Here is a 23,367-nt window from a genome sequence, read left to right as displayed (position 1 = left end):
ATGCAGCGTTGAAGATGTCTGTGTGTTTTTTGACCAGGAGCCGCGCCATGAGTCCGTTGAACCTTGCGTCACCCTTAACGCCACGACGGCTCAAACGCCTGCCTCTGGCCCTGTTGCTGGCGGGGAGTGCCAGCTGGACTCAGAGCTACGCCGCCGACGCCGACACCCCACCGCCGGCTCCCGCCGGCAAGCCTGCGGCCAACAGCTCGCAGCTGGAAACCGTGACCGTCACCACCCGCCGTCGCGAAGAAAGTTCGCAAGACGTGCCGACGCCGATGAGCGTGGTCAGCGGTCAGACGCTGGAGACGCAACGGGTCTACCGGATTCAGGATTTGCAGCAACTGGTGCCCAGCGTCAACGTCGCCTACATGCACGCGCGCCAGTCCAGCGTGTCGATCCGTGGCCTGGGCAACAACCCGGCCAGCGACGGTCTGGAAGGCAGCGTCGGTCTGTACATCGACAACGTCTATCTGGGCCGTCCGGGGATGGCGGTGTTCGACCTGATGGACATCGAACAGCTCGAAGTGCTGCGCGGGCCGCAGGGCACGCTGTTCGGCAAGAACACCACCGCCGGGGTGATCAACATCAGTACCCGTGCGCCGACCTTTACCCCGGAACGCAGCATCGAAACCTCGGTTGGCGAAGACGGTTATTTCCAGACCAAGGGCACCATTTCCGGGCCGCTCAACGATGAACTGGCCGGACGTTTTTCGGCCTATCGCACCCGCAGCGACGGCGACATCAAGAACGAATACAACGGTCATGACCTGAACGGTGGCTCGCGTGATGGCTTCCGTGCGCAGTTGCTGTTCAAGCCCCACGAAGACTTCAACCTGCGCTGGATCGGCGACTACAACGAAGAGGATTCCAGCGCCGGCACCCGCGTGCTGTACAACACCGGGCCGACCATCAACGGCGTCAACCTCTACCAGTCGCGGGCGAATGCCGCCGGCGCGACGCTGGTCAACGGCTCGCACCGCAAGGTCAATCTGGACAACGATCAGCACGTCACCGTGCATCAGGGCGGCACGTCGGTGGAGGCCAACTGGACGCTGCCGAGCGATTTCACCCTGACCTCGATCAGCTCGTATCGCTTCTGGAATTTCACCCCGGCCAACGACGACGGTCTCAACGTCGCCGCGACTTACAACGCCGGGGTTTCTGTCGAAGATAAACAGTACTCGCAGGAATTTCGCCTCGCCTCGCCCAAGGGCGAGTTCTTCGATTACGTGGTCGGCGCGTACTACTTCGGCTCGGATCTCGACAATAAGTCCTTCGCCTATTACGGCCCGCAGGCCGATATCTGGAACGGCACGCCACGCGGCGCGCTGGCCAACGTTGGCAGTGTCGGCAACGGCCACATCAAGACCGACAGTTTCGCCCTGTTCGCCCAAGGCACCTGGCACCTGACCGAGCGCCTGGACTTCACTGCCGGGGTGCGTGGCACCTACGAAGAGAAGAACGCCTGGGTCACCCGCGATGCGCCGGTCGGTGGCGCCACGGTTACCGGCGCAGCGGCCACCGCACGACGCGGACGCACGGGTGCCTACGACTCCGGCGATCTGAATCAGTACAGCTCCAGCCCGTCCGGACTGCTCAACCTCAGCTATCGCATCACCGATGACCTGCTCGGTTACGCCACGCTGTCCCACGGGGAAAAATCCGGTGGCGTGAACCTCGCGGTGGGGTCGGCGCCAACCGCTGGCGCCGACTCGCTGCTGATCGGCACCGAACGGGCCACCAACGCCGAACTCGGCTTCAAAAGCACGCTGTGGGACCGGCGTTTGCAGCTCAACGCCAACGTGTTCTGGACCCAGGTCAACGCCTACCAGACCAACGCTTACGACGACGTCAACCGCGTGCAATACCTGACCAACGCCGGTTCGGTGCGCTCACGCGGCGTCGAATTCGAAAGCACGGTGATCCCGTTGCGCGGCCTGACCCTGAACTTCAACGGCTCGTACAACGACGTCAGCTATCTCTCGTACAAAGATGCACCGTGCCCGCCGGAAGTCAGCCAGGCACCCGGCGCACCGGCCTCTTGCGACCTCAGCGGCCACCAGGTGGTTGGCGCGTCGAAATGGATCGGCAACGCCAACGGCAAATACGAATGGAATCTGGCCAACGGTCTGCAACCTTACGTCACCGGCAGTTACGCGTTCCGCTCCAAAGCGGTGGGCACGGTCGAGGATTCCGATTACGGGCAGATCCCGAGCTACGCCGTGGTCAACCTGTCCACCGGTCTGCGTGGCGATTTCAATCAGGGCCAGTGGGACGTTTCGCTGTGGCTGAAGAACGCCTTCGACAAGACCTATTACACGACGCTGTGGACCGGGGGCAACGGCGGTTATGAAGGCCTGCTCGGTACGCCGCGCACCCTCGGCGTAACCGGTCGCTACGACTTCTGATCCGTCATTCAAGGAGCTGCATCATGTTGCCAGGCAAAACCGCTTTAGTCCTGTTGTTATCCGGCGCAGTCTCAAGCACCGGAGTGTTCGCCGCCCCCAGCGTGTACCCGACCGGCGTCACCCGCTATGACCCGAACAAAGCGTTCAACCAGTACGTGATCTTCAGTGGCGCCGACAAGCAGACCCACTTGATCGACATGAACGGCAATGAGGTGAAAACCTGGCCACAGGCGGGTTTCCCGTCGGCGATCATCGACCCGCAACTGGTCGGCGGCGCGCGCGGGCATGTGCTGTTGCAACTGAGTGACAAGGATCCGGGCAAGCTCGGCTCCGCCGGTAACGGTCTGGGCAATCAGAGCGTCGGCGAACTGGACTGGAGCGGCAAAGTCGTTTGGCAGTGGGGCGACAAGGCCCCTGGCGGCGCAGCACAGCAACACCACGATCAGCGCCGGTTGAGCAACGGCAACACGGTGGTGCTGGCGAACAAGGTGCATAAGGTCAAAGGCTTCAAAGTGCCTGAGGTGATCGACGATGCGATCTATGAAGTCAGTCCTGACGGTGCGGTGAAATGGCAGTGGCTGGCCTCGGAGCACCTGAACGAATTCGGCTTCACCCCGGAGCAATTGAAACTGGTGCACGCCAGCGAAAATCCGGATTACTTGCACATCAACAACCTCAGCGTGGTCGGGCCGAACAAGTGGTTCGATGCCGGCGACAAACGCTTCAATCCGGACAACCTGTTGCTCGATTCGCGCAATGCCAACTTCATTGCGATCATCGATAAGCACAGCGGCAAAGTGGTGTGGCGCCTCGGCCCGAACCTGCCGCTGATCAACCCGAAAACCGCGCAGAAATTACCGCGTCCGGTGGATCAGTTTGTCGGTCAACACGACGCGCACATCATCCCCGCCGGGCTCCCCGGTGCCGGTAATCTGCTGGTGTTCGATAACCAGGGTTCGGCGGGCTATCCAAACGTTACCCTCGGGCTGATTTCCGGCTCGCGGGTGCTGGAAATCGACCCGCAGAAAAATGAACTCGTCTGGCAATACAGCGCAGCGAATTCGAAGCAGCCGGGTTGGGCCTTCTACAGTTCATTCATCAGCAGCGCGCGACGCTTGCCCAATGGCAATACGCTGATCGACGAAGGCATGAACGGGCGGTTTTTCCAGGTCACGGCCAGCGGTGAAAACGTCTGGGAATATGTCAGCCCGTATCTGGGCAAGGCGCCGGGCAGTGATGCAATCAGCAACTGGGTCTATCGCGCGCTGCCTGTGAGTTATGACTGGGTTCCGGCGGGAACGCCGCGTTCAGAGACGGCAGTTCTGGTACCAGCCATCGGTGTGCAACAAACCCAAGTCAGCCGTTAGTTATTAAGGTTCTTCGGAATCGAAATAAGTTATGAACGACATGAATAGTGCATATAGCAATATCGTTGATAAGTGCCGTGGACAATAAGTCAATGGACAACCATCCTGTGTGTCGTGAGTTTCCAGGAGGAAACTTGCTCTCATCGGAAGACACTTATCCAACGATAAAGGAAATCACGTTATGTCGAGCATTAATGGCAATTATGTAAACGCTAACGCTGGCGCCAAACTGACGATCACCGATGGTAACGATTCCAACGGCACCTTCAGCGGCAAGTTCAGCCAGAACGGCGTGAACTACGACATCGCCTACGGGCATTACCATTTCCAGAACAGTACCGGGCAGCCGACGATCATCACGTTCGCGGCGCTGAATGATGGGACTGGCTATCAGTCCTGGACGCTGTTCTCGCCGGATCACAACTATTCGAAAGTTCGTGCGGTGGGTTCGCGTACTAACTTTGATGGTGATGTAGTCGGTCTGGCCGGGGAGTTTGTGAAGCAATAAAAAATTCCGTAAATCGAAGGTCGATGCATTAAAAGTGCATCGGCCTTTTTGTTTGCCTTTTGAAAAGTTTTTCAACTATCACGTTGGTATTAGTTGTCACTTAATCCCGGGTCATCGATAACCCGATGCCTTGGATGAATACTTTTTATGCCGGGAAAGCATGTCGATTTCGGCGAATCGCTGGAAGCCTTGCAGCCCGTGGCTTTGGCGGAAATGACCGTTTTTCATATTCCATAAATGTCTATCCATAACATGAAAGATTACTTTCGGAGATAAGCCGCTGGCCCAATGATTGACCCATCGATCACGCCGTGGGGGATTCAACAAACGACGGATCGGCCAAGCGAAAGAACGCATAGAGACCGCAGGGAGTAAATCAATGGGCAATGTCCAGACCGCCGCCAGCGCACAGGAATTGCTGTGGCGTCAGACACCAAGTGGCGAATTGGTCGATCTCGGCCGGCCCCATCGTGTGCCGTTGGGGCAGTTGCGTTTGCAGCGCGCGCCCAAGGGCATTCTGAGCCGTCGTGAAGCGATCCTGCTCGGCGTGCTGGCGCTGCTGGTGCATGGTGCGGTGATCTACTGGATCAATCAGCATCCGACACCAGCGTTGCCGATCGTGCCGCCGGAAGTTCCGCCGATGACCATCGAGTTTTCGCGGCCGGCACCACCCGCGCCGCCCGTGGTTGAACCGCCGCCGCCCGCGCCGGTGGTCGAACCTCCGCCACCGGTTGAAGACGAGTTGGCGGTGAAGCCGCCACCGCCTAAACCGATCCCCAAACCCAAGCCGAAACCGGTGGTTAAACCGGTGCCGAAGCCAGCACCCAAAGCCGTGGAGCAACCACCGGCGCCGCCGCAACCGGCCGCCCCGGTCGCTGCGCCAGCGCCACCTGCACCCGCGGCTCCGGCTCCGGTAACGCCGGCCTCGGCCAACGCCGCGTATTTGAAGAACCCGGCGCCGGAGTATCCATCGCTGGCCCAGCGTCGCGGCTGGGAAGGCACGGTGATGTTAAGGGTGCATGTGTTGGCCAATGGTAAGCCGGGCGAGATCCAGATTCAGAAAAGCAGTGGCCGGCAGCAGCTCGACGATGCAGCGCTCAACGCCGTCAAACAGTGGAGCTTCGTCCCGGCCAGGCAGGGTGATGTCGCCCAGGACGGCTGGGTCAGCGTGCCCATCGATTTCAAGATTCATTAAACCGAAACCTATTCGCGCTAAATGTTTACACGAGGGAACACATCATGACGTTACTGGCCTCTCCACTGGAATCCATCGAAAGTGCGGTGATCTGGCTGCTGGTGGTTTTTTCCGTTGCCACCTGGGGACTGGCGCTGCTCAAGGCTGTGCAGTTCGGTCGTCTGAAGGTGCAGGATCGCAAGTTTCATAAACGCTTCTGGGCGGCGTCGAGTCTCGACTCCGCCGCCGAATTGAGCGAAACCCAACCCGGCGCTGCGGCCCGGGTGGCACAGGCCGGTTACGCGGCGATTCAGGTGGGTGAGGCGCCGCAGGCCAATGACCTGAGCCAGGCGATCAACCATCAGGATCGCCTCGAACGTGCCTTGCGCCAGCAGATCGTGCGCGAACGGCGTTCGCTGGAAACCGGTCTGGCGGTGGTCGCGAGTATTGGCAGTACCTCGCCGTTCATTGGCCTGTTCGGCACGGTGTGGGGAATCATGGAAGCGCTCAAGGGCATCAGCGCGGCAGGCTCGGCGAGCCTGGAAACAGTCGCCGGTCCGATCGGTGCGGCACTGGTCGCCACCGGTGTGGGGATCGCGGTCGCGGTGCCGGCGGTGCTGGTTTACAACTACTTTTTGCGGCGTCTGAAACTGACGGCGGCGGATCTGGATGACTTCGCCCACGACTTCTACAGCCTGGCGCAGAAGAGTGCGTTCCGCGTGTTGATCCACCCGACTGCAAACAAGGTGTCGGCACCGGGCAACGCGACAAAAGTGAAGGAGGCGTCCTGATATGGCCTTCTCCACGCAAGACAGCGATGAGGTGCTGAGCGAGATCAACGTGACGCCGCTGGTGGATGTGATGCTGGTGCTGCTGGTGGTGTTTATCGTCACCGCACCGCTGCTGACCAATGCGATCCCGATCAACTTGCCCAAGACCGAAGCGGTGGCACCGGTCGAGCAGAAAGATCCGCTGGTGGTAAGCATCGACGGCGCCGGCAAACTGTTTATCAACAAGGATGAAATCCAGCCGGACCTGCTGGAATTCAACCTCAAGTCAGCCAAGGCGAAAGACCCGGAAGTCCGCGTGCAACTGCAGGCCGACGACGGGGTGAACTACGGCGAAGTGGCGCGGGCCATGGCTTCGATCGAGCGGGCGGGGATTACCAAGTTGTCGGTGATCACGGCGCGGTAACAGGATTTACGTTTTTCCGGGGCCGTCTCCTTGGCAGGGTGCGGCCCTTTTTTTATCTCGATTTAAACCCACACCCGATCCCTGTAGGAGCTGCCGAAGGCTGCGATCTTTTGCTCTTGTTCTTAAAATCAAAATCAAAAGATCGCAGCCTTCGGCAGCTCCTACACGAAGCCAACCATATTTCTTTTGGGTCTTAATAAATAGCTTCTTATTCCTTAACGAATATAAATCCCGTCCCTATACTCGATCAGGAACAGACACGACGCAGGAGAGCTCCCCCATGCGCAACGAATCAATCCGTTACCTGATTGTGCCGGGCTGGCAAGGATCGCCAGAAGATCATTGGCAAACCCATTGGCAGAACAGCCTGCCCAACAGCGCCCGGGTGGAGCAGGCCGACTGGCTGACACCGCGCCGTGAAGACTGGGTCGCGGCGCTGGCCGAAGCGATTGCTGCCGACAGCACGCCGGTGATCCTGATTGCCCACAGCCTCGGCTGCGTCACCGTTTCGCATTGGGCGGCTACCGCGCCCGTGCAATACCTGCGGCAGGTGCGCGGGGCGTTGCTGGTCGCGCCGGCCGACGTCGAGCGCCCGTCCTGCGCACCGGCGCTGCGTAATTTTGCACCGATCCCGACTGACCTGCTGCCGTTCCCCAGTCAGGTCGTCGCCTCCGACAACGACGCCGCCGTCAGCGCGCCACGCGCGCTGGAGCTGGCGCGCCATTGGGGCGCCGAAGCGGGGATTCTCGCCGGGGCCGGGCACATCAACGTCAAGTCCGGGCACCAGCGCTGGGAGCAGGGTTTCGCTTACCTCTATCGCCTGCAAAACCGCCTGGAACTCCACGCGCGGCGTCGCGCTTGAGTGGTATTTTTTCTTTTTGATCGCCCCCGTCTCCCGGCGGTTGTGGGCGGGAGTCTGCCATGAGTTTTGAAGCGTTCGGTCAGCCGTTGCTGACCTTTCCCGATGCGGAAAAAAGTCCCCTGAGCATCCGTGCCAAGGCGCTGGTCTTCGTCGATCCGCGTTCGCGGCAACTGCGTGAAGAGCTTGAGCACCTGGCACCACGGACAATCTCGGTATTGATCCGTGGCGAGACCGGCACCGGTAAAGAGTTGCTCGCGCGCCACATCCACCGCGCCAGTGATCGCAGCGGTCTGTTCGTCTCGGTCAATTGCGGCGCGATCAGCCCGACCTACGCCGATGCCGAGCTGTTCGGCTATGCCGCCGGCAGTTACACCGGTTCGGCCAGCAGTCGTGCCGGCTGGTTCGGTTCGGCCAACGGCGGCACGTTGTATCTGGACGAGATTGGCGACTTGCCGCTGCCGATCCAGATCAAACTGCTCGCCGCTCTGGAAAATCATGAAGTCACCCGCGTCGGCGCCCATCAGCCAAGCCCGGTGGATGTACGGCTGGTAGCGGCCACCAGCATCGATCTGGCACAAGCGGTGGACGCGGGGAAATTTCACGAACGGCTTTATCACTACCTCAGCGAAGGGCAACTGGAATTGCCGGCGCTGCGCGAACGGATCGGCGACATCCTGTCGTTGGCCGAATACTTTCTCGGCATCTACAGCCAGCGTCTGGATCTGCCGGTGCCATTGATCAGCGAAGCCGCGCAGCACCTGCTGGAACGCCACAGCTGGCCGGGCAACACCCGCGAGCTGGAAAACGTCATTCACTTCGCGCTGCTGGTCAGCACCGGCGAGGAAATCCTCCCGGAGCACCTGAACCTGCCACAGACGCTGGTGCAGATCGAAAGCCAGATCAAACAAATCCTGGAAAATGGCACCGCTGCCGATCAGCAGTCGCTAAAGCAGTTACTGAAAAACGCGGGGCTCGTGTAGGAGCTGCCGCAGGCTGCGATCTTTTGATCTTGCTTTCAGCACTTTTAAACCATTGAAAATAAAAAGATCGCTGCCTGCGGCAGCGCCTGCATGGCTATCTCGCGTGTATGAACAAAATGGAATATCAACGTGAATAAACGTTATTGTCCGGGAATAAAAAATCCCGGTATTGTCCGCTTCACGCCAGAGATAGCACTTCACTGGCACTGGTATTAATAGCCGTCGCCATTCGCGACCGTGATTCTCGATAAGGACACTGCATGAAAAAGGTTCTGTTGTTTACCGCATTGGCGGCTGCTCTGACTGCTTCCCTGGCCCAGGCCGGCGAGAAACTGGTGGTGGCGGCGACTCCGGTGCCACACGCGGAAATCCTCGAGCTGATCAAACCGACCCTGGCCAAAGAAGGCGTGGATCTGGAAATCAAGGTCTTCACCGACTACGTGCAGCCGAACGTGCAGGTGGGCGAGAAGCGTCTGGATGCCAACTACTTCCAGACCAAGCCCTACCTGGACAGCTTCAACGCCGGCAAATACAAGGACGACAAGGCCAAGTACCTGGTGACCGTGCAAGGCGTGCACGTTGAACCGTTCGGTGGCTACTCGAGCAAGTACAAGAAACTGGCTGATCTGCCTGACGGCGCGACCATCGCCATCCCGAACGAAGGCAGCAACAGCGGCCGTGCCCTGATCCTGCTGCAGAAGGCGGGCCTGATCGAACTGAAAGATCCGAAAAACGCCCTGGCGACCCCGAAAGACATCGCCAAGAACCCGCACAACTTTAAGTTCAAGGAACTGGAATCGGCCCTGCTGCCACGCGTGCTGAAGGAAGTTGATCTGGACATGATCAACACCAACTACGCGCTGGAAGCCAAGCTGAACCCGACCAAGGATGCATTGGTGATCGAAGGCGCTGATTCGCCTTACGTGAACTTCCTGGTGGCCCGTGAGGACAACAAGAACAGCGACGCCATCAAGAAACTGGCCGCTGCCCTGACCAGCCCTGAAGTCAAAGCGTTCATCGAGAAGAAGTACAACGGCGCGGTACTGCCGGCGTTCTGATCCGCCGCTTGAACCACCCCTTCAAGGTATGAAAAAAACGCCGATGGCCAGTGAGGGTCATCGGCGTTTTTGTGTGTGCTCGATTTATGGGATCGCCACAGGATCTAAAGCCAGAATCAAAAGATCGCAGCCTGCGGCAGCTCCTACAGGGGAAAGCGATCTTTTGTAGGAGCTGCCGCAGGCTGCGATCTTTTGATCTTGATGTGTGGTAACTCAGGCCGCCTGAGCCTTCAACGCCCGGCGCAACGCCACGAGCAATTTCACGATGTCCTGCGGATCCAGTCGCTGCGGCACTTTTACGTCCATGTTGTCTTCCTTGTAATGGTTTGGCCGGGGGAGTCTGGCCAAAAGCTGTTCGTCCTTGGAGGGCTTTCAGGCAAAAAAGATCCTTCCTACAGCGCAAGGGAAAATAGCCTTCTTATTCCTTCCCGGCAAACCCGAAGGGTAGTTTTTTGGGTGATATCAATATGCTTTAACGGTATTTAAATTCTTGTTTTTATACCTATAAAGTCAGCACCTGCCGGACAGTTAACCGCTGTCCATGGACTGCATGACCGTCGCTTACCGAGCGACGTCCAGGATGCTTCATGACTTTCGACTACGCCTTTATCCTCAGTACCCTGCCGGCTTTTCTCAAGGCTGTGGGCGTGACGCTGCAGGTCGGGTTCATTGCCATCGGCACGTCGCTGCTGGTGGCCCTGCTCAACGCGACGATTCTGGTGTTCCGTACGCCTTACCTGCAGCGCGCCGTCGGCCTGTATGTGGAGCTGGCGCGCAACACGCCGCTGCTGATTCAACTGTTCTTCGTCTACTTCGCCTTGCCGGCGCTGGGGATCAAGGTTTCCGGATTCACCGCAGCGATCATTACCATGACTTTCCTTGGCGGTGCCTACCTCACCGAGGTATTGCGCGCCGGCATCGATGCGGTGCCGCAGGCGCAACTGGAATCGGGGCGCTCCATCGGCCTGTCCCACGGTCAGTTGCTGCGCTACGTGATCCTGCCGCAGGCGGGGATTCTCAGCCTGCCGTCGCTGTTCGCCAATTTCATTTTCCTGCTCAAGGAAACCACCGTGGTCTCGGCGGTGGCGGTGCCGGAAATCCTCTACACCACCAAGAGCTACATCGCGCTCTACTACAAGACCTACGAAATGCTCGCCGTGCTGACGCTGATCTGCGTGCTGTTGTTCTTGCCGCTGTCGCTGTTGCTCAGCCGCCTGGAAAGGAGGCTTCAGCATGGCCAGTTCGGGTCTTGAACTGCTCTGGGTGTCGTTGCCACAACTGGCAAAAGGCGCCGGGCAAACCCTGTCGATCTCATTCCTGAGCATCGCCATCAGCACGGTTGGCGGCGTGCTCTACGGCGTACTGCGCACGCTCAACGTGACGTGGCTGAACGCGATTCTGCGGGTTTATCTGGAACTGTTCCGGGCGATTCCGGTGCTGGTCTGGTTGTACCTGCTGTTTTTCGGCCTGCCGATTTTCTTCGGCCTGAGCCTGCCGAGCTTCTGGTGTGCGGTGCTGGTGCTGTCGCTGTGGGGTGCCAGCGAAGTCGGCGAAGTGGCGCGCGGTGCATTGCATTCATTGCCGCGCGGGCAGCGTGAAGCGGGACTGTCGATTGGTCTGAATGCGGCGCAACTGTACGGCTACGTGTTGCTGCCGCAGGCGCTGAAACGCATGACGCCGCCGACCATCAACGTTTACACACGGATCATCAAGACCAGTTCGCTGGCGGTGCTGATTGGCGTGGTCGATGTGATCAAGGTCGGCCAGCAGATCATCGAGCGCACCTACGAATCGGTGTTGATCTACGGCGCGCTGTTCCTGTTTTTCTTTTTTATCTGCTACCCGCTGTCGGCCGCCTCGCGCGTGCTGGAGCGACGCTGGACGCAAGCATGAGCGCATTGATCGAGTTTCAGGGTTTCAACAAATTCTATGGCGAGCAACAGGTGCTCAAGGGCATCGACCTGCGCGTGCGCAGCGGCGAAGTGATCGTCATTCTCGGCCCCAGCGGTTGTGGCAAAAGTACGTTGCTGCGTTGCCTCAACGGTCTGGAAGAAGCGCACAGCGGCAGCTTGAAATTTGTCGGTCGTGAACTGTTGGACAAGGCCACCGACTGGCGCGAAGTGCGCCAACAGATCGGCATGGTGTTCCAGAGTTATCACCTGTTTCCGCACATGAGCGTGCTCGACAATTTATTGCTTGGCCCGCTCAAGGTGCAAAAGCGTCAGCGCCGTGAAGCGCAGCAGCAAGCCGAAGCGCTGCTCGAACGCGTGGGCCTGGCGGACAAGCGCGATGCCTTCCCGCGCCAGCTCTCCGGCGGCCAGCAGCAACGCATCGCCATCGTCCGTTCGTTGTGCATGAACCCACGGGTCATGCTCTTCGATGAAGTCACCGCCGCCCTTGATCCGGAGATGGTCAAGGAAGTGTTGCAAGTGATTCAGGGCCTGGCCCGCGAGGGCATGACCCTGCTGATCGTCACCCACGAAATGGCCTTCGCCCGCGCGGTGGCCGACCGCATCGTGTTCATGGATGCCGGGCGCATCCTTGAACAGAACCCGCCCGAGATTTTCTTTACGAACCCGCAAACCGCACGCGCGCAGCAGTTCCTGGAGAAGTTCTCCTTCGTTGCAACACTGCCAAAAACGAATCCGACAAAGGAACTGGAACTGTTATGAAAACTGCCGCTTTTTTACTGCCCCTGCTCAGCCTTGCCTTGCTTGCCGGTTGCAGCAAAACCGAAGAACCGGCCAAGCCTAAAGTCGCCAGTGAAAGCACCGCGCCAGCCGGTTACCTGGATAAGATCAAGGCTCGCGACAAACTGATCGTCGGCGTGTTCACCGACAAGCCACCGTTCGGTTTCGTCGATGAGGCCGGGCGCTACGTCGGTTTCGACACCGACATCGGCCGGCGTTTCGCCAAGGATCTGCTCGGTGACGAGAACAAAGTCGAGTTTGTTGCCGTGGAGCCGGCGAGCCGCATTCCGTTCCTGCAGAGCGACAAGGTCGACCTGATCCTCGCCAACATGACCGTGACCCCGGAGCGCAAGGAGGCGGTGGAATTCACCAACCCGAACCTCAAGGTGGCGGTGCAGGCATTAGTGCCGCAAAGCAGTGCGGTGAAAAAACTGGATGACCTGGCCAGCCGCACCACCATCGTCACCACCGGGACTACCGCCGATATCTGGCTGACCAGGAACCACCCGGACTGGAAACTGCTGAAGTTCGAGAAAAACTCCGAGTCGTTGCAAGCCCTGGCCAATGGCCGTGGCGATGCCTACGCGCAGGACAATCTGGTGCTGTTCAGCTGGGCCAAACAGAACCCGGGCTACCGTGTGCTGGAGGAAAAACTCGGCGCCGAAGCACCGATTGCCCCGGCGGTGAAGAAGGGTAATGTCGAGCTGCGTGACTGGGTGAACAGCGAACTGGCGAAGCTGGGTGAAGAGAAGTACCTGCTCAAGCTATACGACCAATACGTGCGCAAAGAGCTGAGCGATGACACCCGGCCTGAGAGTGTGATTGTCGAGGGTGGCAAGTGGCAGGGTTGATTAATTAAGGCGCAAAAGATCGCAGCCTGCGGCAGCTCCTACATGGACAGCGCCTGTCGCCCTATCACGGCGCGACGCGAAACCTGTAGGAGCTGCCGCAGGCTGCGATCTTTTCGCTTTCAATCCGGCCAGTTCCACGCCGGCTCATCCAGCACCCGCTGCCCGACAATTCCGGTCTGCCCCAGCGTTTTTTCGAGCACGATGCAGTTGCATTCCGGATCCTCCTGCAACGCTGAAATCAACCGCCGTGCATGGGACACCACCCACACCTGACACTGTTCCGACGCGCGAATGATCAAGCGCGCCAGCGCCGGCAAAAGATCCGGGTGCAGACTGGTTTCCGGTTCGTTGAGCACCATCAATGACGGTGGTCTTGGCGTCAGCAATGCGGCAATCAGCAACAGATAACGCAACGTCCCGTCCGACAGCTCCGCCGCCGACAAGGGTCGCAGCAACCCCTCCTGGAAAAACTCGATGGCAAAGCGTCCGCCGGCCAGCGGTGCGATGTTCAGCCGTGCGCCGGGAAACGCATCGCTGATCGCCACCTGCAAGGCCTCGGGGTCGCCGATTTCATTGATGGTCTGCAACGCGGCTGCCAGATCGCGACCGTCGTGGTGCAGCACCGGCGTGCGCGTGCCCAGTTGCGGCTGGCGCACCGGGGCGTCGGCGTCGCTGCGAAAGTGATCGTAGAAGCGCCAGCGGCGGATGAACTCGCGCATCTGGAACACTTCCGGCGAACTGCGCAGGCTGCCGATCTGGTCGAACAGGCTGTCGAAATTCGGCGTGTGTTGCGCCAGCACGTCCCAGCTGCGGGCTTCGCGGGCGCGGATCATCGCACCGTTGCGATCCACCAGCAGGCTGGCCGGTCGATAGAGCGGGCCGGCCCAGATGCATTCGCGCTTGATCTGCGGATCGAGGCTGAAACGCGAGGGGCTGGGCTGAGTGTCTCCCGGCAACATGAAGTGGCCGTTGGAGTCGGGCAGGCCGAGGCTGATGGAGTAGCTGAAATCCTCTCCGGCAAACCCCAGGCGCAGCCGTTTGACGCCCTGACGCACGGTCGGCTCGATCGCCACTTCGCCGTTGCGCATGCGCCGGCTGATGGTTTCCGGCCCGGCCCAGAATGTCGAGTCCAGCCCGCCCTCGCGGGCCAGTGCATTGACCACGCCACCCTGAGCGGTCTCCGCCAGCAGGCGCAAGGCGCGGTAGAGATTGGACTTGCCGCTGCCGTTGGGGCCGGTGATCAGGTTCAGCCGGCCCAGCGGAATCACCAGTTTGTTGATCGAGCGGTAATTGGCCACCGCGAGGGTCTTGAGCATGGGCGTTTCCTTTGCCGGAGCCGATAGTGTGCCGTGCCTGTACCCCTGTGGCGAGGGAGCTTGCTCCCGCTGGGCTGCAAAGCGGCCCCAACCCCCGATTCGAAAGGTTTGCGCCTGCTGCGCAGTCGAGCGGGAGCAAGCTCCCTCGCCACAGAAATCAATGTGGAAAATGCGTTATTCCCGTGAGCGAACGTTGAACCCTGTTCTAAGCTCACAGTCGTATCGTCACTTGCACGTTCGTACACAGGAAGGAGTCTGCATGGCGAGTCCCGGATTGAAAACAGTTGTCGTGCTGAGCCTGCTCACGTTGTTGACCGCTTGCGGCAAGAAAGAAGCCCCGGCGGAGTACCTGCCACGGGTCTTTGTGCAAGAGGTCAAACCCGCCGATTACGCGGCTGCCGTGACCCTGACCGGCGATGTGCAGGCCCGGGTGCAGACCGAACTGTCGTTCCGGGTCGGTGGCAAGATCATCCAGCGCATGGTCGATGTCGGCGACCGGGTCAGCGCCAGGCAAGTGCTGGCCAAACTCGATCCCAAGGATTTGCAGACCAACGTCGATTCCGCTCAGGCCCAGGTCATCGCCGAGCAGGCACGGGTCAAGCAGAGCGCCGCAGCGTTCGTGCGTCAGCAGAAACTGTTGCCCAAGGGTTACACCAGCCAGAGCGAATTCGACTCCGCCCAAGCCGCCTTGCGCAGCAGCCAGAGCGCCTTGAGCGCGGCACAGGCGCAACTGGCCAATGCCAAGGATCAATTGAGCTACACCGCGCTGATCGCCGATGCCCCGGGGATTATCACCGAGCGCCAGGCCGAGGTCGGCCAAGTGGTCCAGGCCACCGCGCCGATTTTCAAACTGGCCCGCGATGGCGATCGCGACGCGGTGTTCAACGTCTACGAATCGCTGCTGGCCGAACGCCCTGACGATCGCTCGATTGTCGTCAGCCTGCTCGATAATCCCGCGATCAAGACCACCGGCACGGTGCGCGAAATCACCCCGGCGGTGTCGGCGCAGTCCGGCACGGTGCAAGTCAAAGTCACCCTCGACAGCCTGCCGCAGGGCATGCAGCTCGGCTCGGTGGTCAGCGCCACGGCCAAGGGCAGCGGCAAGTCGGCGGTGGAATTGCCATGGTCGGCGCTGACCAAAAACATCAGCGAGCCGGCCGTATGGATGGTTGACGACAAGGGCGAGGCGCAGTTGCACAACGTCACTGTCAGCCGCTACCTGATCGGCAAGGTGATCATCAGCGACGGTCTCCAAGGCGGGGAAAAAGTCATTGTCGCGGGTGGGCAGTTGTTGCATCCGGGCATGAAAGTCGAGATCGCCGAAAACACCTACAAGGATCTGCAACCGGGAGCACAGCCATGAAGCGTCTGGGGCTGTTATCCATCAGTGTGTTGCTGGCCGCCTGCTCGAAAAGCGAGCCGCCTCCGGAGCCGGTACGACCCGTGCTGTCGATCAAGGTACAGGCGCTGAACGAGGAAACCCTCGGGCGTTTCGCCGGCAGCATTCAGGCGCGTTACGAGAGCAACACCGGTTTCCGCGTCGGTGGACGTATTGCCAGCCGTAACGTTGATGTCGGTACCGAGGTGCAAAAGGGTACGTTGCTCGCCACGCTCGACCCCTCCGATCAACAGAACCAGTTGCGTTCGGCCCAAGGCGATCTGGCCAAGGTGCAGGCGCAACTGATCAACGCCCAGGCCAACGCCCGGCGTCAGCAGGCGCTGTTTGATCGTGGGGTGGGCGCGCAGGCACAACTGGACATCGCCATCACCGATCTGAAAACCACCCAGGCCTCGCTCGATCAGGCACGGGCGGCGGTCGATCAGAGCAAGGATCAGCTCGGCTACACCGAACTGCGCGCCGACCACAAAGCCGTGGTCACCGCATGGAATGCCGAAGCCGGCCAGGTGGTGACTGCCGGCCAGCAAGTGGTGACTCTGGCGCAACCGGACATCAAGGAAGCGGTGATCGACCTGCCGGACACACTGGTTGATCAGATCCCCGCCGACGTAGTGTTTCTGGTGGCCGGGCAACTCGACCCGAGCATCAATACCACCGCGACCATTCGCGAGATCGAACCACAGGCTCAAAGCGCCACGCGCACCCGCCGCGCACGGCTGACCCTGGCCAGCACCCCGGAGGGGTTCCGCCTCGGTACGGCGATCAGCGTGACCCTCAGTTCGGCGATCAAGCCACGTATCGAGTTGCCCGCCACCGCCCTGCAGGAAGCCGATGGCAAGGCCCGCATCTGGGTGGTCGACACTTCCAGCAAAACCGTCGCGCCCCGTGACGTCAGCGTGATCAGCCGTACCGACGGCACCGTGGTACTGACCGACGGCGTCAAATCCGGCGAGCGCGTGGTCAGCGCAGGCGTCAACAGTCTCAAACCCGGACAAGCCGTGAAACTCGACGAGGACAGTCAATGAAAGGCTCTTTCAATCTCTCCGAATGGGCCCTCAAGCATCAGTCGTTCGTCTGGTACCTGATGTTCGTCGCGTTGCTGATGGGGGTGTTCTCTTACTTCAATCTGGGGCGTGAAGAAGACCCTTCGTTCACCATCAAGACCATGGTCATCCAGACCAAATGGCCGGGCGCGACCCAGGAGGAAACCCTCAAGCAGGTCACCGACCGCATCGAGAAAAAACTCGAGGAGCTCGATTCTCTCGACTACGTGAAAAGCTACACGCGCCCCGGTGAATCGACGGTCTACGTGTACCTGCGCGACACCACCAGCGCCAAGGACATTCCGGAAATCTGGTACCAGGTGCGCAAGAAGATCGATGACATTCGCGGACAGTTTCCCCAAGGGATTCAGGGACCCGGATTCAACGATGAGTTCGGTGACGTCTACGGCTCGGTCTACGCGTTTACCGCCGACGGCCTGACCATGCGCCAGTTGCGCGACTACGTGGAACAGGCCCGCGCCGAGATCCGCAACGTGCCGGGTCTGGGCAAGATCGAGATGATCGGCCAGCAGGACGAAGTGATTTACCTGAACTTCTCCACCCGCAAGCTCGCGGCACTGGGCATCGATCAGCGTCAGGTGGTGCAGAGCCTGCAATCGCAGAACGCCGTGACTCCGGCGGGTGTGATCGAGGCCGGGCCTGAGCGTATCTCGGTGCGTACTTCAGGGCAGTTCGCGTCGGAGAAGGATCTGGCCGAGGTCAATCTCAAACTCAATGAGCGCTTCTATCGTCTGGCCGATATCGCCGACATCAGTCGCGGTTATGTTGACCCGGCCACGCCGGAATTCCGTTTCGACGGCAAGCCGGCAATCGGTCTGGCGATTGCCATGCAGAAGGGCGGCAACGTTCAGGAATTCGGCAAGGCGTTGCACCAGCGGATCGACCAGATCACCGCTGATCTGCCGGTTGGCGTCGGCGTCCATACGGTGTCCGATCAGGCCGTGGTGGTGGAAGAGGCGGTTGGTGGCTTCACCAGCGCGCTGTTCGAAGCAGTGATCATCGTCCTGGTGGTCAGCTTCATCAGTCTTGGCGTGCGCGCCGGGCTGGTGGTGGCGTGCTCGATTCCGCTGGTGCTGGCGATGGTGTTTGTGTTCATGGAATACAGCGGCATCACCATGCAGCGGATTTCCCTCGGTGCGCTGATCATCGCCCTCGGCCTGCTGGTGGACGACGCGATGATCACCGTGGAGATGATGGTCACGCGTCTGGAAATGGGCGAGACCAAGGAGCAGGCGGCTACGTTTGCCTACACCTCGACAGCGTTCCCGATGCTCACCGGTACGCTGGTGACCGTTGCCGGCTTCGTGCCGATCGGCCTCAACGCCAGCTCCGCCGGTGAGTACACCTTCACCCTATTTGCGGTGATCGCGGTGGCCATGCTGGTGTCGTGGATCGTCGCGGTGCTGTTCGCACCGGTGATCGGCGTGCACATCCTCAGCACCAATGTGAAACCTCACGAGGGCGAGCCGGGACGCATTGGTCGGGCATTCAACCGCGGATTGCTGTGGTCGATGCGCAACCGCTGGTGGGCGATCGGCATCACCGTGTTGTGCTTCGTGCTGGCGGTGTTCTGCATGCGCTTTGTACAGAACCAGTTCTTCCCGTCCTCCGATCGCCCGGAAATCCTCGTCGATCTGAACCTGCCGCAAAATGCCTCGATCGACGAAACCCGCAAGGCCGTGGACAAGCTCGAAGCCACGCTCAAGGGCGACCCGGACATCGTGCGCTGGAGCACTTACATCGGTCAGGGCGCGATCCGTTTCTACTTGCCGCTCGACCAGCAATTGCAGAACCCGTACTACGCGCAACTGGTGATCGTCAGCAAAGACTTCGAGGCCCGCGAAGCCCTCAGCCAACGCCTGCGTGAACGCTTGCACAAGGATTTCGTCGGCATCGGCAGTTACGTGCAGGCGCTGGAAATGGGCCCGCCGGTGGGGCGCCCGATCCAGTACCGGGTCAGCGGCAAGGACATCGATCAGGTGCGCAAGCACGCTATCGATCTGGCGACCGAACTGGACAAGAACGAGCACATCGGCGAGATCATTTACGACTGGAACGAGCCGGGCAAAGTGCTGCGCATCGACATCGCCCAAGACAAGGCGCGTCAGCTCGGGCTGTCCTCGGAAGACGTGGCAAAGCTGATGAACAGCATCGTCAGCGGCTCGCCACTGACCCAGGTCGATGACGATATCTACCTGATCAATGTCGTCGGCCGCGCGGTGGATTCCGAACGCGGCACCCCGGAAACCCTGCAGAACCTGCAGATCGTCACACCCAACGGCACGTCGATTCCGCTACTGGCCTTCGCCACCGTGCGGTATGAGCTGGAGCAACCGCTGGTGTGGCGTCGTGACCGTCTGCCGACCATCACCATCAAGGCCTCGGTGCGCGACGAGATCCAGCCGACCGACCTGGTGAAACTGCTCAAGCCGTCGATTGATGCGTTCGCTGAAAAACTCCCGGTCGGCTACAAAGTCGCCACGGGCGGTACGGTCGAGGAAAGCGGCAAGGCCCAGGGACCGATCGCCAAGGTCCTGCCGTTGATGCTGTTTTTGATGGCGACCTTCCTGATGATCCAGTTGCACAGCGTGCAGAAGATGTTTCTGGTGGCAAGTGTCGCGCCGCTGGGTCTGATCGGCGTGGTGCTGGCGCTGGTGCCGACCGGTACGCCGATGGGCTTCGTGGCGATCCTGGGGATCCTTGCACTGATCGGTATCATCATCCGCAACTCGGTGATTCTGGTGACGCAGATCGATGAGTTCGAGCAGAAGGGCTATACGCCGTGGGATGCGGTGGTGGAAGCGACCGAGCACCGGCGTCGGCCGATCCTGCTGACGGCTGCGGCGGCGAGCATGGGCATGATTCCGATTGCCCGGGAAGTGTTCTGGGGGCCGATGGCCTACGCGATGATTGGCGGGATCGTGGTTGCGACGTTGCTGACCCTGCTGTTTCTGCCGGCGCTGTATGTGGCCTGGTACAAGATTCGCGAGCCGAAGAAAGAGACCGCATAAGGCAAAAGCAAAAGATCGCAGCCTGCGGCAGCGCCTACAGGAAATCCCATGTCGGCGCTGCTGCAGGCTGCGATCTTTTGATCTTTAGCCAACCCGCCGCCAGACACTCGCCAGCCAAGGCTGCTGCTCGCGCGGCAATCCCGCCGGCCGGTAGTAATGTTCAAGCTCGACAAACCCCGCCGCCGTCAACAACCCGCGCCACGCGTCCAGGTCGTGATATGAGCCGTAGCGTGGCCCATTCCAGCCCTCACGGTTATCCCCGCGCGGATTGGAACTGAACAACACCCCGCCCGGTTTCAGTGTGCCATGCAGCTGCTTGAGCACCCGCGGCAACTCCTGCAACGGCACATGAAACAGCACCGCATTGGCGAAGATGCCGTCGAAGCGCTCGGTCGGCAGATCGAGTTTCAGAAAGTCCTGCTGCCAGACCTCGCAACCGCTGTCTTCGCGGGCCATGCGCGCAAATTCCTCTGAGCCATCAAGGCCGACCGCGACGTGGCCCATGCGGGTGAACGTCTGCAAATCACGTCCGGGGCCGCAGCCGAAATCGAGCAGGGTGAACGGTGCCGGACCCTGGATGTGGCGAAGCAAGGCGTCGATGTTCTGGCTGACATCGTGGTCGCGGGTGCCTTCGCGGAAGTCTTCGGCCACCGAGTTGTAGTGGCCGAGGGTGGTGGCGGTGATCTGTTCCAGATCGGTGGGAGTCTGTTTCATGGGGCGGACTGTTTGGGGGGAGTTGAGCAGACTATAAGCGCTTTCGCGCTTTAAAAGATCGCAGCCTTCGGCAGCTCCTACAGAAGATCGCATTCCCCTGTAGGAGTTGCCGAAGGCTGCGATCTTTTGATCTTGCTTCAGCGCTTGTTCAGACCTCTGGCGAGGCGATCGCCGCCCACCTGAATCACCGCCACCAACGCCACCAACAACACAATCACCGTCAGCATGATCTGGCTGTCGAAACGTTGATAACCGTAGCGGTAAGCGATATCGCCGAGGCCGCCGGCGCCAATCGCTCCGGCCATGGCTGACGAGTTGATCATCGTCACCAGCGTAATCGTGAACCCGCCGACAATCCCCGGCAGCGCTTCCGGCAACAGCACATGCCAGACGATGTGCCAGCGCCGGCAGCCCATGGCCTGCGCGGCTTCGATCAAGCCGTGATCGACCTCGCGCAAACTGACTTCGGCAATTCGCGCAAAAAATGGCGTCGCGGCAATCGTCAGCGGTACCACCGCCGCCCACACACCGTACGTGGTGCCGACAATCAGCCGGGTGAAGGGAATCAGCGCGACCATCAGAATCAGAAACGGGATCGAGCGGAACAGATTCACGAACGCGCCCAGCGCGCGGTTGAGCAGCGGCGCCTGATAGATCCCGCCCTTGTCGCTGGTGACCAGAATCACTGCCATCGGGATCCCTACCAGCAAGGCGATCAGCGACGACACACCGACCATCAGGAAGGTGTCGATGAATCCCTGGAGCAAACGATCAAACCACATAACCCAATACCTCCACCCGTTGCGCCCACTGCCCGGCGCGCTCGCGCAATTGTTCGGTGCTCAAGGACGAGCCGCTGACTGCCAGCAACAGTTGTCCCAGCGCGTGCCCCTGAATCCGTTCGACGCCGCCCTGCAGCCACTTCACGCGTCCACCGAGGGCGGCAAATAACGCGGCCAGATCCGGCTCGTCGGCGGTGCCCCCGGTGAACTGCAAACGCAATACCACCGCCGCGCCCGGGGAGGGCGGCTGGGCATGCAGACGGCTTTGCAGCTCTTCCGGCAGTGCGTCTTGCAGCGGCGCGAGCAAGGTCTGGCTGACCTCGTGCTGCGGATTGCCGAACACCTCCCAGACCGGGCCTTGCTCGACGATCCGCCCGTGTTCCAGCACTACCACGCGGTCGCAGATTTCGCGGATCACCGCCATTTCATGGGTGATCAACACGATGGTCAGGCCGAGGCGCCGGTTGATCTCGCGCAGCAGGCCGAGGATCGACTGAGTGGTCTCGGGATCGAGCGCCGAAGTGGCTTCGTCGCACAGCAGAATGTCCGGGTCATGCACCAATGCGCGGGCGATGCCGACGCGCTGTTTCTGTCCGCCGGAGAGTTGCGCCGGGTAAGCCTTGTGCTTGGCTTGCAGGCCGACCAGTTCGAGCAGCTCACGAACCTTCTGCTCGCGTTGCGCCTTCGGCACGCCCGCGACTTTCAGCGGCAGTTCGACGTTCTGCCACACGGTCTTGGCCGACATCAGGTTGAAGTGCTGGAAGATCATGCCGATCCTTCGGCGCAGTGCGACCAGGCGATCCTCATCGAACTCGCCGATGTCGACCTGATCGATCAGCACCCGTCCCGCCGTCGGTTGTTCCAGACGATTGATCGTACGGATCAGCGACGATTTGCCGGCGCCGCTGCGCCCGATAATGCCGAACACCTCGCCGCGCTGAATCGCCAGGTCGATGCCTTGCAGGGCCGCCACCGGGCCTTGCCGACCCGCGTAGGTTTTACCCAGGCCGATGAAGCGCACGTGGGCGCGATTCAGCTCGGGATGCAGTTCGGTTTTTTCAGCATGTTTTGGCTCTGGAATCTCCAGTCGCCGTTGGATCGCGGCGGTCATGTTCAACTTTCCCAACCGGCCTGATACAGCTTGCCGTGAGCCTTATCCAGCGCGGCGCGAACGGCCGGCGAGTGCTGGTAGATGTCGACGAATTTGATCAGGCGCGGATCGTCCTTGCTCTTCGGCTGGATCACGAACTGGATCACGTATTCCTTGTGGTCGAGGCCGTCGAACAGCAGTGCGGAGCCGGCGTCGAAGGTCTTCGCCAGACGAATGTAGGCCGGGTAGCCCTGGACCAGATCGGCGTCATCGTAGGCGCGCACCAGTTGCACGGCTTCGACTTGCAGGATCTTGATCTTCTTCGGGTTGGTGACGATGTCGTCTTCGGTGGCCTTGTAGCCGACGCCAGGTTTGAGGGTGATCAGGCCAGCCTTGGCCAGCAGTTGCAGACCGCGACCGCTGTTGATCGGGTCGTTGGCGATGGCGACGCTGGCGCCTTCGGGCAACTCGTCGAAGCTTTTGTATTTTTTCGAGTAGAGGCCGACGTTGTTGATGATCCCCGGGGCGAACGGCACCAGGTCAAAACCGGAGGCCGCCTTGGCGTTTTCGAGGAACGGGATGTGCTGGAAGTAGTTCACGTCGATGTCGCCGGCGGCGAGGCTGACGTTCGGTGCGATCCAGTCGGTGAACTCCACCAGCTCGACTTTCAGGCCTTGTCTGGAGGCCTCCTCTACGGCGGCTTCCAGCGGAATCGCGAAGGCAGCGGTGGTGCCGATTTTCAGTGGTGCATCGGCGGCGAACACCGCCGAGCTGAACAGGCCGAAGGCCAGGGCCAGTGCTTTGACTGGGTGGGACAGGAGTTTCTTGGTCATGGTGGTTTTTCCAGTCAGTGCATGAATTTTGTGGTGTCTAGTCGGGCCTCATCGCTGGCAAGCCAG

At 60.5% G+C, this 23,367-nt stretch carries 21 protein-coding genes; 16 read left to right on the top strand and 5 right to left on the bottom strand.

The annotated features are described in order from the left end of the window. The first annotated feature begins 47 nt into the window (after positions 1-47). From L6D63_RS02315 to L6D63_RS02255, 13 genes are all read left to right on the top strand, one after another. On the top strand, positions 48-2,408 hold the full coding sequence (locus L6D63_RS02315; RefSeq protein WP_121183060.1) for a TonB-dependent receptor: 2,361 nt from the start codon (positions 48-50) through the stop codon (positions 2,406-2,408). 23 nt (positions 2,409-2,431) lie between these two features. Beyond that, positions 2,432-3,775, top strand: coding sequence for an aryl-sulfate sulfotransferase (locus L6D63_RS02310; RefSeq protein WP_121183062.1), 1,344 nt, complete (start codon positions 2,432-2,434; stop codon positions 3,773-3,775). Positions 3,776-3,956: 181 nt separating this feature from the next. Next, positions 3,957-4,283 carry a hypothetical protein gene (locus L6D63_RS02305; protein ID WP_007952780.1) on the top strand — a complete coding sequence of 109 codons (327 nt, stop codon included), beginning with the start codon at positions 3,957-3,959 and terminating at the stop codon, positions 4,281-4,283. A gap of 379 nt (positions 4,284-4,662) precedes the next feature. Further along, positions 4,663-5,478: an energy transducer TonB gene (locus L6D63_RS02300; protein ID WP_121183064.1), complete on the top strand. Its 816-nt coding sequence runs from the start codon at positions 4,663-4,665 to the stop codon at positions 5,476-5,478. A 44-nt stretch (positions 5,479-5,522) separates the two neighbouring features. Then, a complete protein-coding gene (locus tag L6D63_RS02295; RefSeq protein ID WP_095667838.1) occupies positions 5,523-6,248 on the top strand; it encodes a MotA/TolQ/ExbB proton channel family protein in 726 nt (241 codons plus the stop codon). A gap of 1 nt (position 6,249) precedes the next feature. Next, positions 6,250-6,651 carry an ExbD/TolR family protein gene (locus tag L6D63_RS02290; protein WP_003220570.1) on the top strand — a complete coding sequence of 134 codons (402 nt, stop codon included), beginning with the start codon at positions 6,250-6,252 and terminating at the stop codon, positions 6,649-6,651. Positions 6,652-6,931: 280 nt separating this feature from the next. Continuing rightward, positions 6,932-7,513 carry an alpha/beta hydrolase gene (locus L6D63_RS02285; protein WP_131670859.1) on the top strand — a complete coding sequence of 194 codons (582 nt, stop codon included), beginning with the start codon at positions 6,932-6,934 and terminating at the stop codon, positions 7,511-7,513. Between the two features lie 59 nt (positions 7,514-7,572). Next, positions 7,573-8,493: a sigma 54-interacting transcriptional regulator gene (locus L6D63_RS02280; protein WP_121183069.1), complete on the top strand. Its 921-nt coding sequence runs from the start codon at positions 7,573-7,575 to the stop codon at positions 8,491-8,493. Between the two features lie 260 nt (positions 8,494-8,753). Then, positions 8,754-9,551: a MetQ/NlpA family ABC transporter substrate-binding protein gene (locus tag L6D63_RS02275; RefSeq protein WP_041071133.1), complete on the top strand. Its 798-nt coding sequence runs from the start codon at positions 8,754-8,756 to the stop codon at positions 9,549-9,551. A 587-nt stretch (positions 9,552-10,138) separates the two neighbouring features. Then, positions 10,139-10,804, top strand: a complete 666-nt coding sequence (locus L6D63_RS02270; RefSeq protein WP_041071136.1) for an amino acid ABC transporter permease — start codon at positions 10,139-10,141, stop codon at positions 10,802-10,804. Continuing rightward, positions 10,785-11,444, top strand: coding sequence for an amino acid ABC transporter permease (locus L6D63_RS02265; protein ID WP_047290785.1), 660 nt, complete (start codon positions 10,785-10,787; stop codon positions 11,442-11,444). Before L6D63_RS02270 ends, L6D63_RS02265 begins: the two co-directional genes overlap by 20 nt. Further along, positions 11,441-12,223, top strand: coding sequence for an amino acid ABC transporter ATP-binding protein (locus L6D63_RS02260; protein ID WP_131670860.1), 783 nt, complete (start codon positions 11,441-11,443; stop codon positions 12,221-12,223). The genes L6D63_RS02265 and L6D63_RS02260 overlap by 4 nt, the downstream gene beginning before the upstream one ends. Continuing rightward, complete coding sequence (locus L6D63_RS02255) at positions 12,220-13,092, top strand: transporter substrate-binding domain-containing protein (protein ID WP_047290787.1); 873 nt, start codon at positions 12,220-12,222, stop codon at positions 13,090-13,092. Before L6D63_RS02260 ends, L6D63_RS02255 begins: the two co-directional genes overlap by 4 nt. Before the next feature lie 119 nt (positions 13,093-13,211). Here the strand turns inward: L6D63_RS02255 and L6D63_RS02250 are convergent, their stop codons facing one another. Continuing rightward, positions 13,212-14,408, bottom strand: a complete 1,197-nt coding sequence (locus L6D63_RS02250; RefSeq protein WP_121183074.1) for an AAA family ATPase — start codon at positions 14,406-14,408, stop codon at positions 13,212-13,214. 259 nt (positions 14,409-14,667) lie between these two features. Here L6D63_RS02250 and L6D63_RS02245 point away from each other — a divergent pair, with 259 nt between their 5' ends. From L6D63_RS02245 to L6D63_RS02235, 3 genes are read left to right on the top strand one after another with little or no spacing between them, the layout of a single operon-like run. After that, on the top strand, positions 14,668-15,771 hold the full coding sequence (locus L6D63_RS02245; RefSeq protein ID WP_047290789.1) for an efflux RND transporter periplasmic adaptor subunit: 1,104 nt from the start codon (positions 14,668-14,670) through the stop codon (positions 15,769-15,771). Beyond that, positions 15,768-16,832, top strand: coding sequence for an efflux RND transporter periplasmic adaptor subunit (locus tag L6D63_RS02240; RefSeq protein ID WP_121183076.1), 1,065 nt, complete (start codon positions 15,768-15,770; stop codon positions 16,830-16,832). The genes L6D63_RS02245 and L6D63_RS02240 overlap by 4 nt, the downstream gene beginning before the upstream one ends. Then, on the top strand, positions 16,829-19,882 hold the full coding sequence (locus L6D63_RS02235; protein ID WP_131670861.1) for an efflux RND transporter permease subunit: 3,054 nt from the start codon (positions 16,829-16,831) through the stop codon (positions 19,880-19,882). Before L6D63_RS02240 ends, L6D63_RS02235 begins: the two co-directional genes overlap by 4 nt. 84 nt (positions 19,883-19,966) lie before the next feature. Here the strand turns inward: L6D63_RS02235 and L6D63_RS02230 are convergent, their stop codons facing one another. The 4 genes from L6D63_RS02230 to L6D63_RS02215 all read right to left on the bottom strand — a co-directional run bounded on the left by L6D63_RS02230 (position 19,967) and on the right by L6D63_RS02215 (position 23,301). After that, complete coding sequence (locus L6D63_RS02230; RefSeq protein ID WP_131670862.1) at positions 19,967-20,596, bottom strand: class I SAM-dependent methyltransferase; 630 nt, start codon at positions 20,594-20,596, stop codon at positions 19,967-19,969. Between the two features lie 137 nt (positions 20,597-20,733). Further along, on the bottom strand, positions 20,734-21,378 hold the full coding sequence (locus L6D63_RS02225) for a methionine ABC transporter permease (protein WP_121183078.1): 645 nt from the start codon (positions 21,376-21,378) through the stop codon (positions 20,734-20,736). Beyond that, entirely contained in the window at positions 21,368-22,489 is a 1,122-nt protein-coding gene (locus L6D63_RS02220) for a methionine ABC transporter ATP-binding protein (RefSeq protein ID WP_236170262.1), read from the bottom strand. The genes L6D63_RS02225 and L6D63_RS02220 overlap by 11 nt, the downstream gene beginning before the upstream one ends. Before the next feature lie 2 nt (positions 22,490-22,491). Further along, entirely contained in the window at positions 22,492-23,301 is an 810-nt protein-coding gene (locus L6D63_RS02215; RefSeq protein ID WP_095667828.1) for a MetQ/NlpA family ABC transporter substrate-binding protein, read from the bottom strand. Positions 23,302-23,367: the final 66 nt, after the last annotated feature.

The sequence above is a fragment of the Pseudomonas parakoreensis genome (assembly GCF_021602155.1).
In the GTDB taxonomy this organism is placed as follows: domain Bacteria; phylum Pseudomonadota; class Gammaproteobacteria; order Pseudomonadales; family Pseudomonadaceae; genus Aquipseudomonas; species Aquipseudomonas parakoreensis.
Note: the sequence above shows the minus strand (reverse complement) of the source record. Positions and strands in the feature narration are given on the sequence as shown.

Bases quoted from the DNA above. Each gene is read 5' to 3' on its own strand.
- L6D63_RS02315 (WP_121183060.1), top strand. From the start codon at position 48: ATGAGTCCGTTGAACCTTGCGTCACCCTTAACGCCACGACGGCTCAAA.
- L6D63_RS02220 (WP_236170262.1), bottom strand. From the start codon at position 22,489: ATGACCGCCGCGATCCAACGGCGACTGGAGATTCCAGAGCCAAAACAT.
- L6D63_RS02265 (WP_047290785.1), top strand. From the start codon at position 10,785: ATGGCCAGTTCGGGTCTTGAACTGCTCTGGGTGTCGTTGCCACAACTG.
- L6D63_RS02250 (WP_121183074.1), bottom strand. From the start codon at position 14,408: ATGCTCAAGACCCTCGCGGTGGCCAATTACCGCTCGATCAACAAACTG.
- L6D63_RS02230 (WP_131670862.1), bottom strand. From the start codon at position 20,596: ATGAAACAGACTCCCACCGATCTGGAACAGATCACCGCCACCACCCTC.
- L6D63_RS02235 (WP_131670861.1), top strand. From the start codon at position 16,829: ATGAAAGGCTCTTTCAATCTCTCCGAATGGGCCCTCAAGCATCAGTCG.
- L6D63_RS02280 (WP_121183069.1), top strand. From the start codon at position 7,573: ATGAGTTTTGAAGCGTTCGGTCAGCCGTTGCTGACCTTTCCCGATGCG.
- L6D63_RS02225 (WP_121183078.1), bottom strand. From the start codon at position 21,378: ATGTGGTTTGATCGTTTGCTCCAGGGATTCATCGACACCTTCCTGATG.
- L6D63_RS02310 (WP_121183062.1), top strand. From the start codon at position 2,432: ATGTTGCCAGGCAAAACCGCTTTAGTCCTGTTGTTATCCGGCGCAGTC.
- L6D63_RS02290 (WP_003220570.1), top strand. From the start codon at position 6,250: ATGGCCTTCTCCACGCAAGACAGCGATGAGGTGCTGAGCGAGATCAAC.
- L6D63_RS02295 (WP_095667838.1), top strand. From the start codon at position 5,523: ATGACGTTACTGGCCTCTCCACTGGAATCCATCGAAAGTGCGGTGATC.
- L6D63_RS02245 (WP_047290789.1), top strand. From the start codon at position 14,668: ATGGCGAGTCCCGGATTGAAAACAGTTGTCGTGCTGAGCCTGCTCACG.
- L6D63_RS02255 (WP_047290787.1), top strand. From the start codon at position 12,220: ATGAAAACTGCCGCTTTTTTACTGCCCCTGCTCAGCCTTGCCTTGCTT.
- L6D63_RS02270 (WP_041071136.1), top strand. From the start codon at position 10,139: ATGACTTTCGACTACGCCTTTATCCTCAGTACCCTGCCGGCTTTTCTC.
- L6D63_RS02260 (WP_131670860.1), top strand. From the start codon at position 11,441: ATGAGCGCATTGATCGAGTTTCAGGGTTTCAACAAATTCTATGGCGAG.
- L6D63_RS02285 (WP_131670859.1), top strand. From the start codon at position 6,932: ATGCGCAACGAATCAATCCGTTACCTGATTGTGCCGGGCTGGCAAGGA.
- L6D63_RS02215 (WP_095667828.1), bottom strand. From the start codon at position 23,301: ATGACCAAGAAACTCCTGTCCCACCCAGTCAAAGCACTGGCCCTGGCC.
- L6D63_RS02275 (WP_041071133.1), top strand. From the start codon at position 8,754: ATGAAAAAGGTTCTGTTGTTTACCGCATTGGCGGCTGCTCTGACTGCT.
- L6D63_RS02240 (WP_121183076.1), top strand. From the start codon at position 15,768: ATGAAGCGTCTGGGGCTGTTATCCATCAGTGTGTTGCTGGCCGCCTGC.
- L6D63_RS02300 (WP_121183064.1), top strand. From the start codon at position 4,663: ATGGGCAATGTCCAGACCGCCGCCAGCGCACAGGAATTGCTGTGGCGT.
- L6D63_RS02305 (WP_007952780.1), top strand. From the start codon at position 3,957: ATGTCGAGCATTAATGGCAATTATGTAAACGCTAACGCTGGCGCCAAA.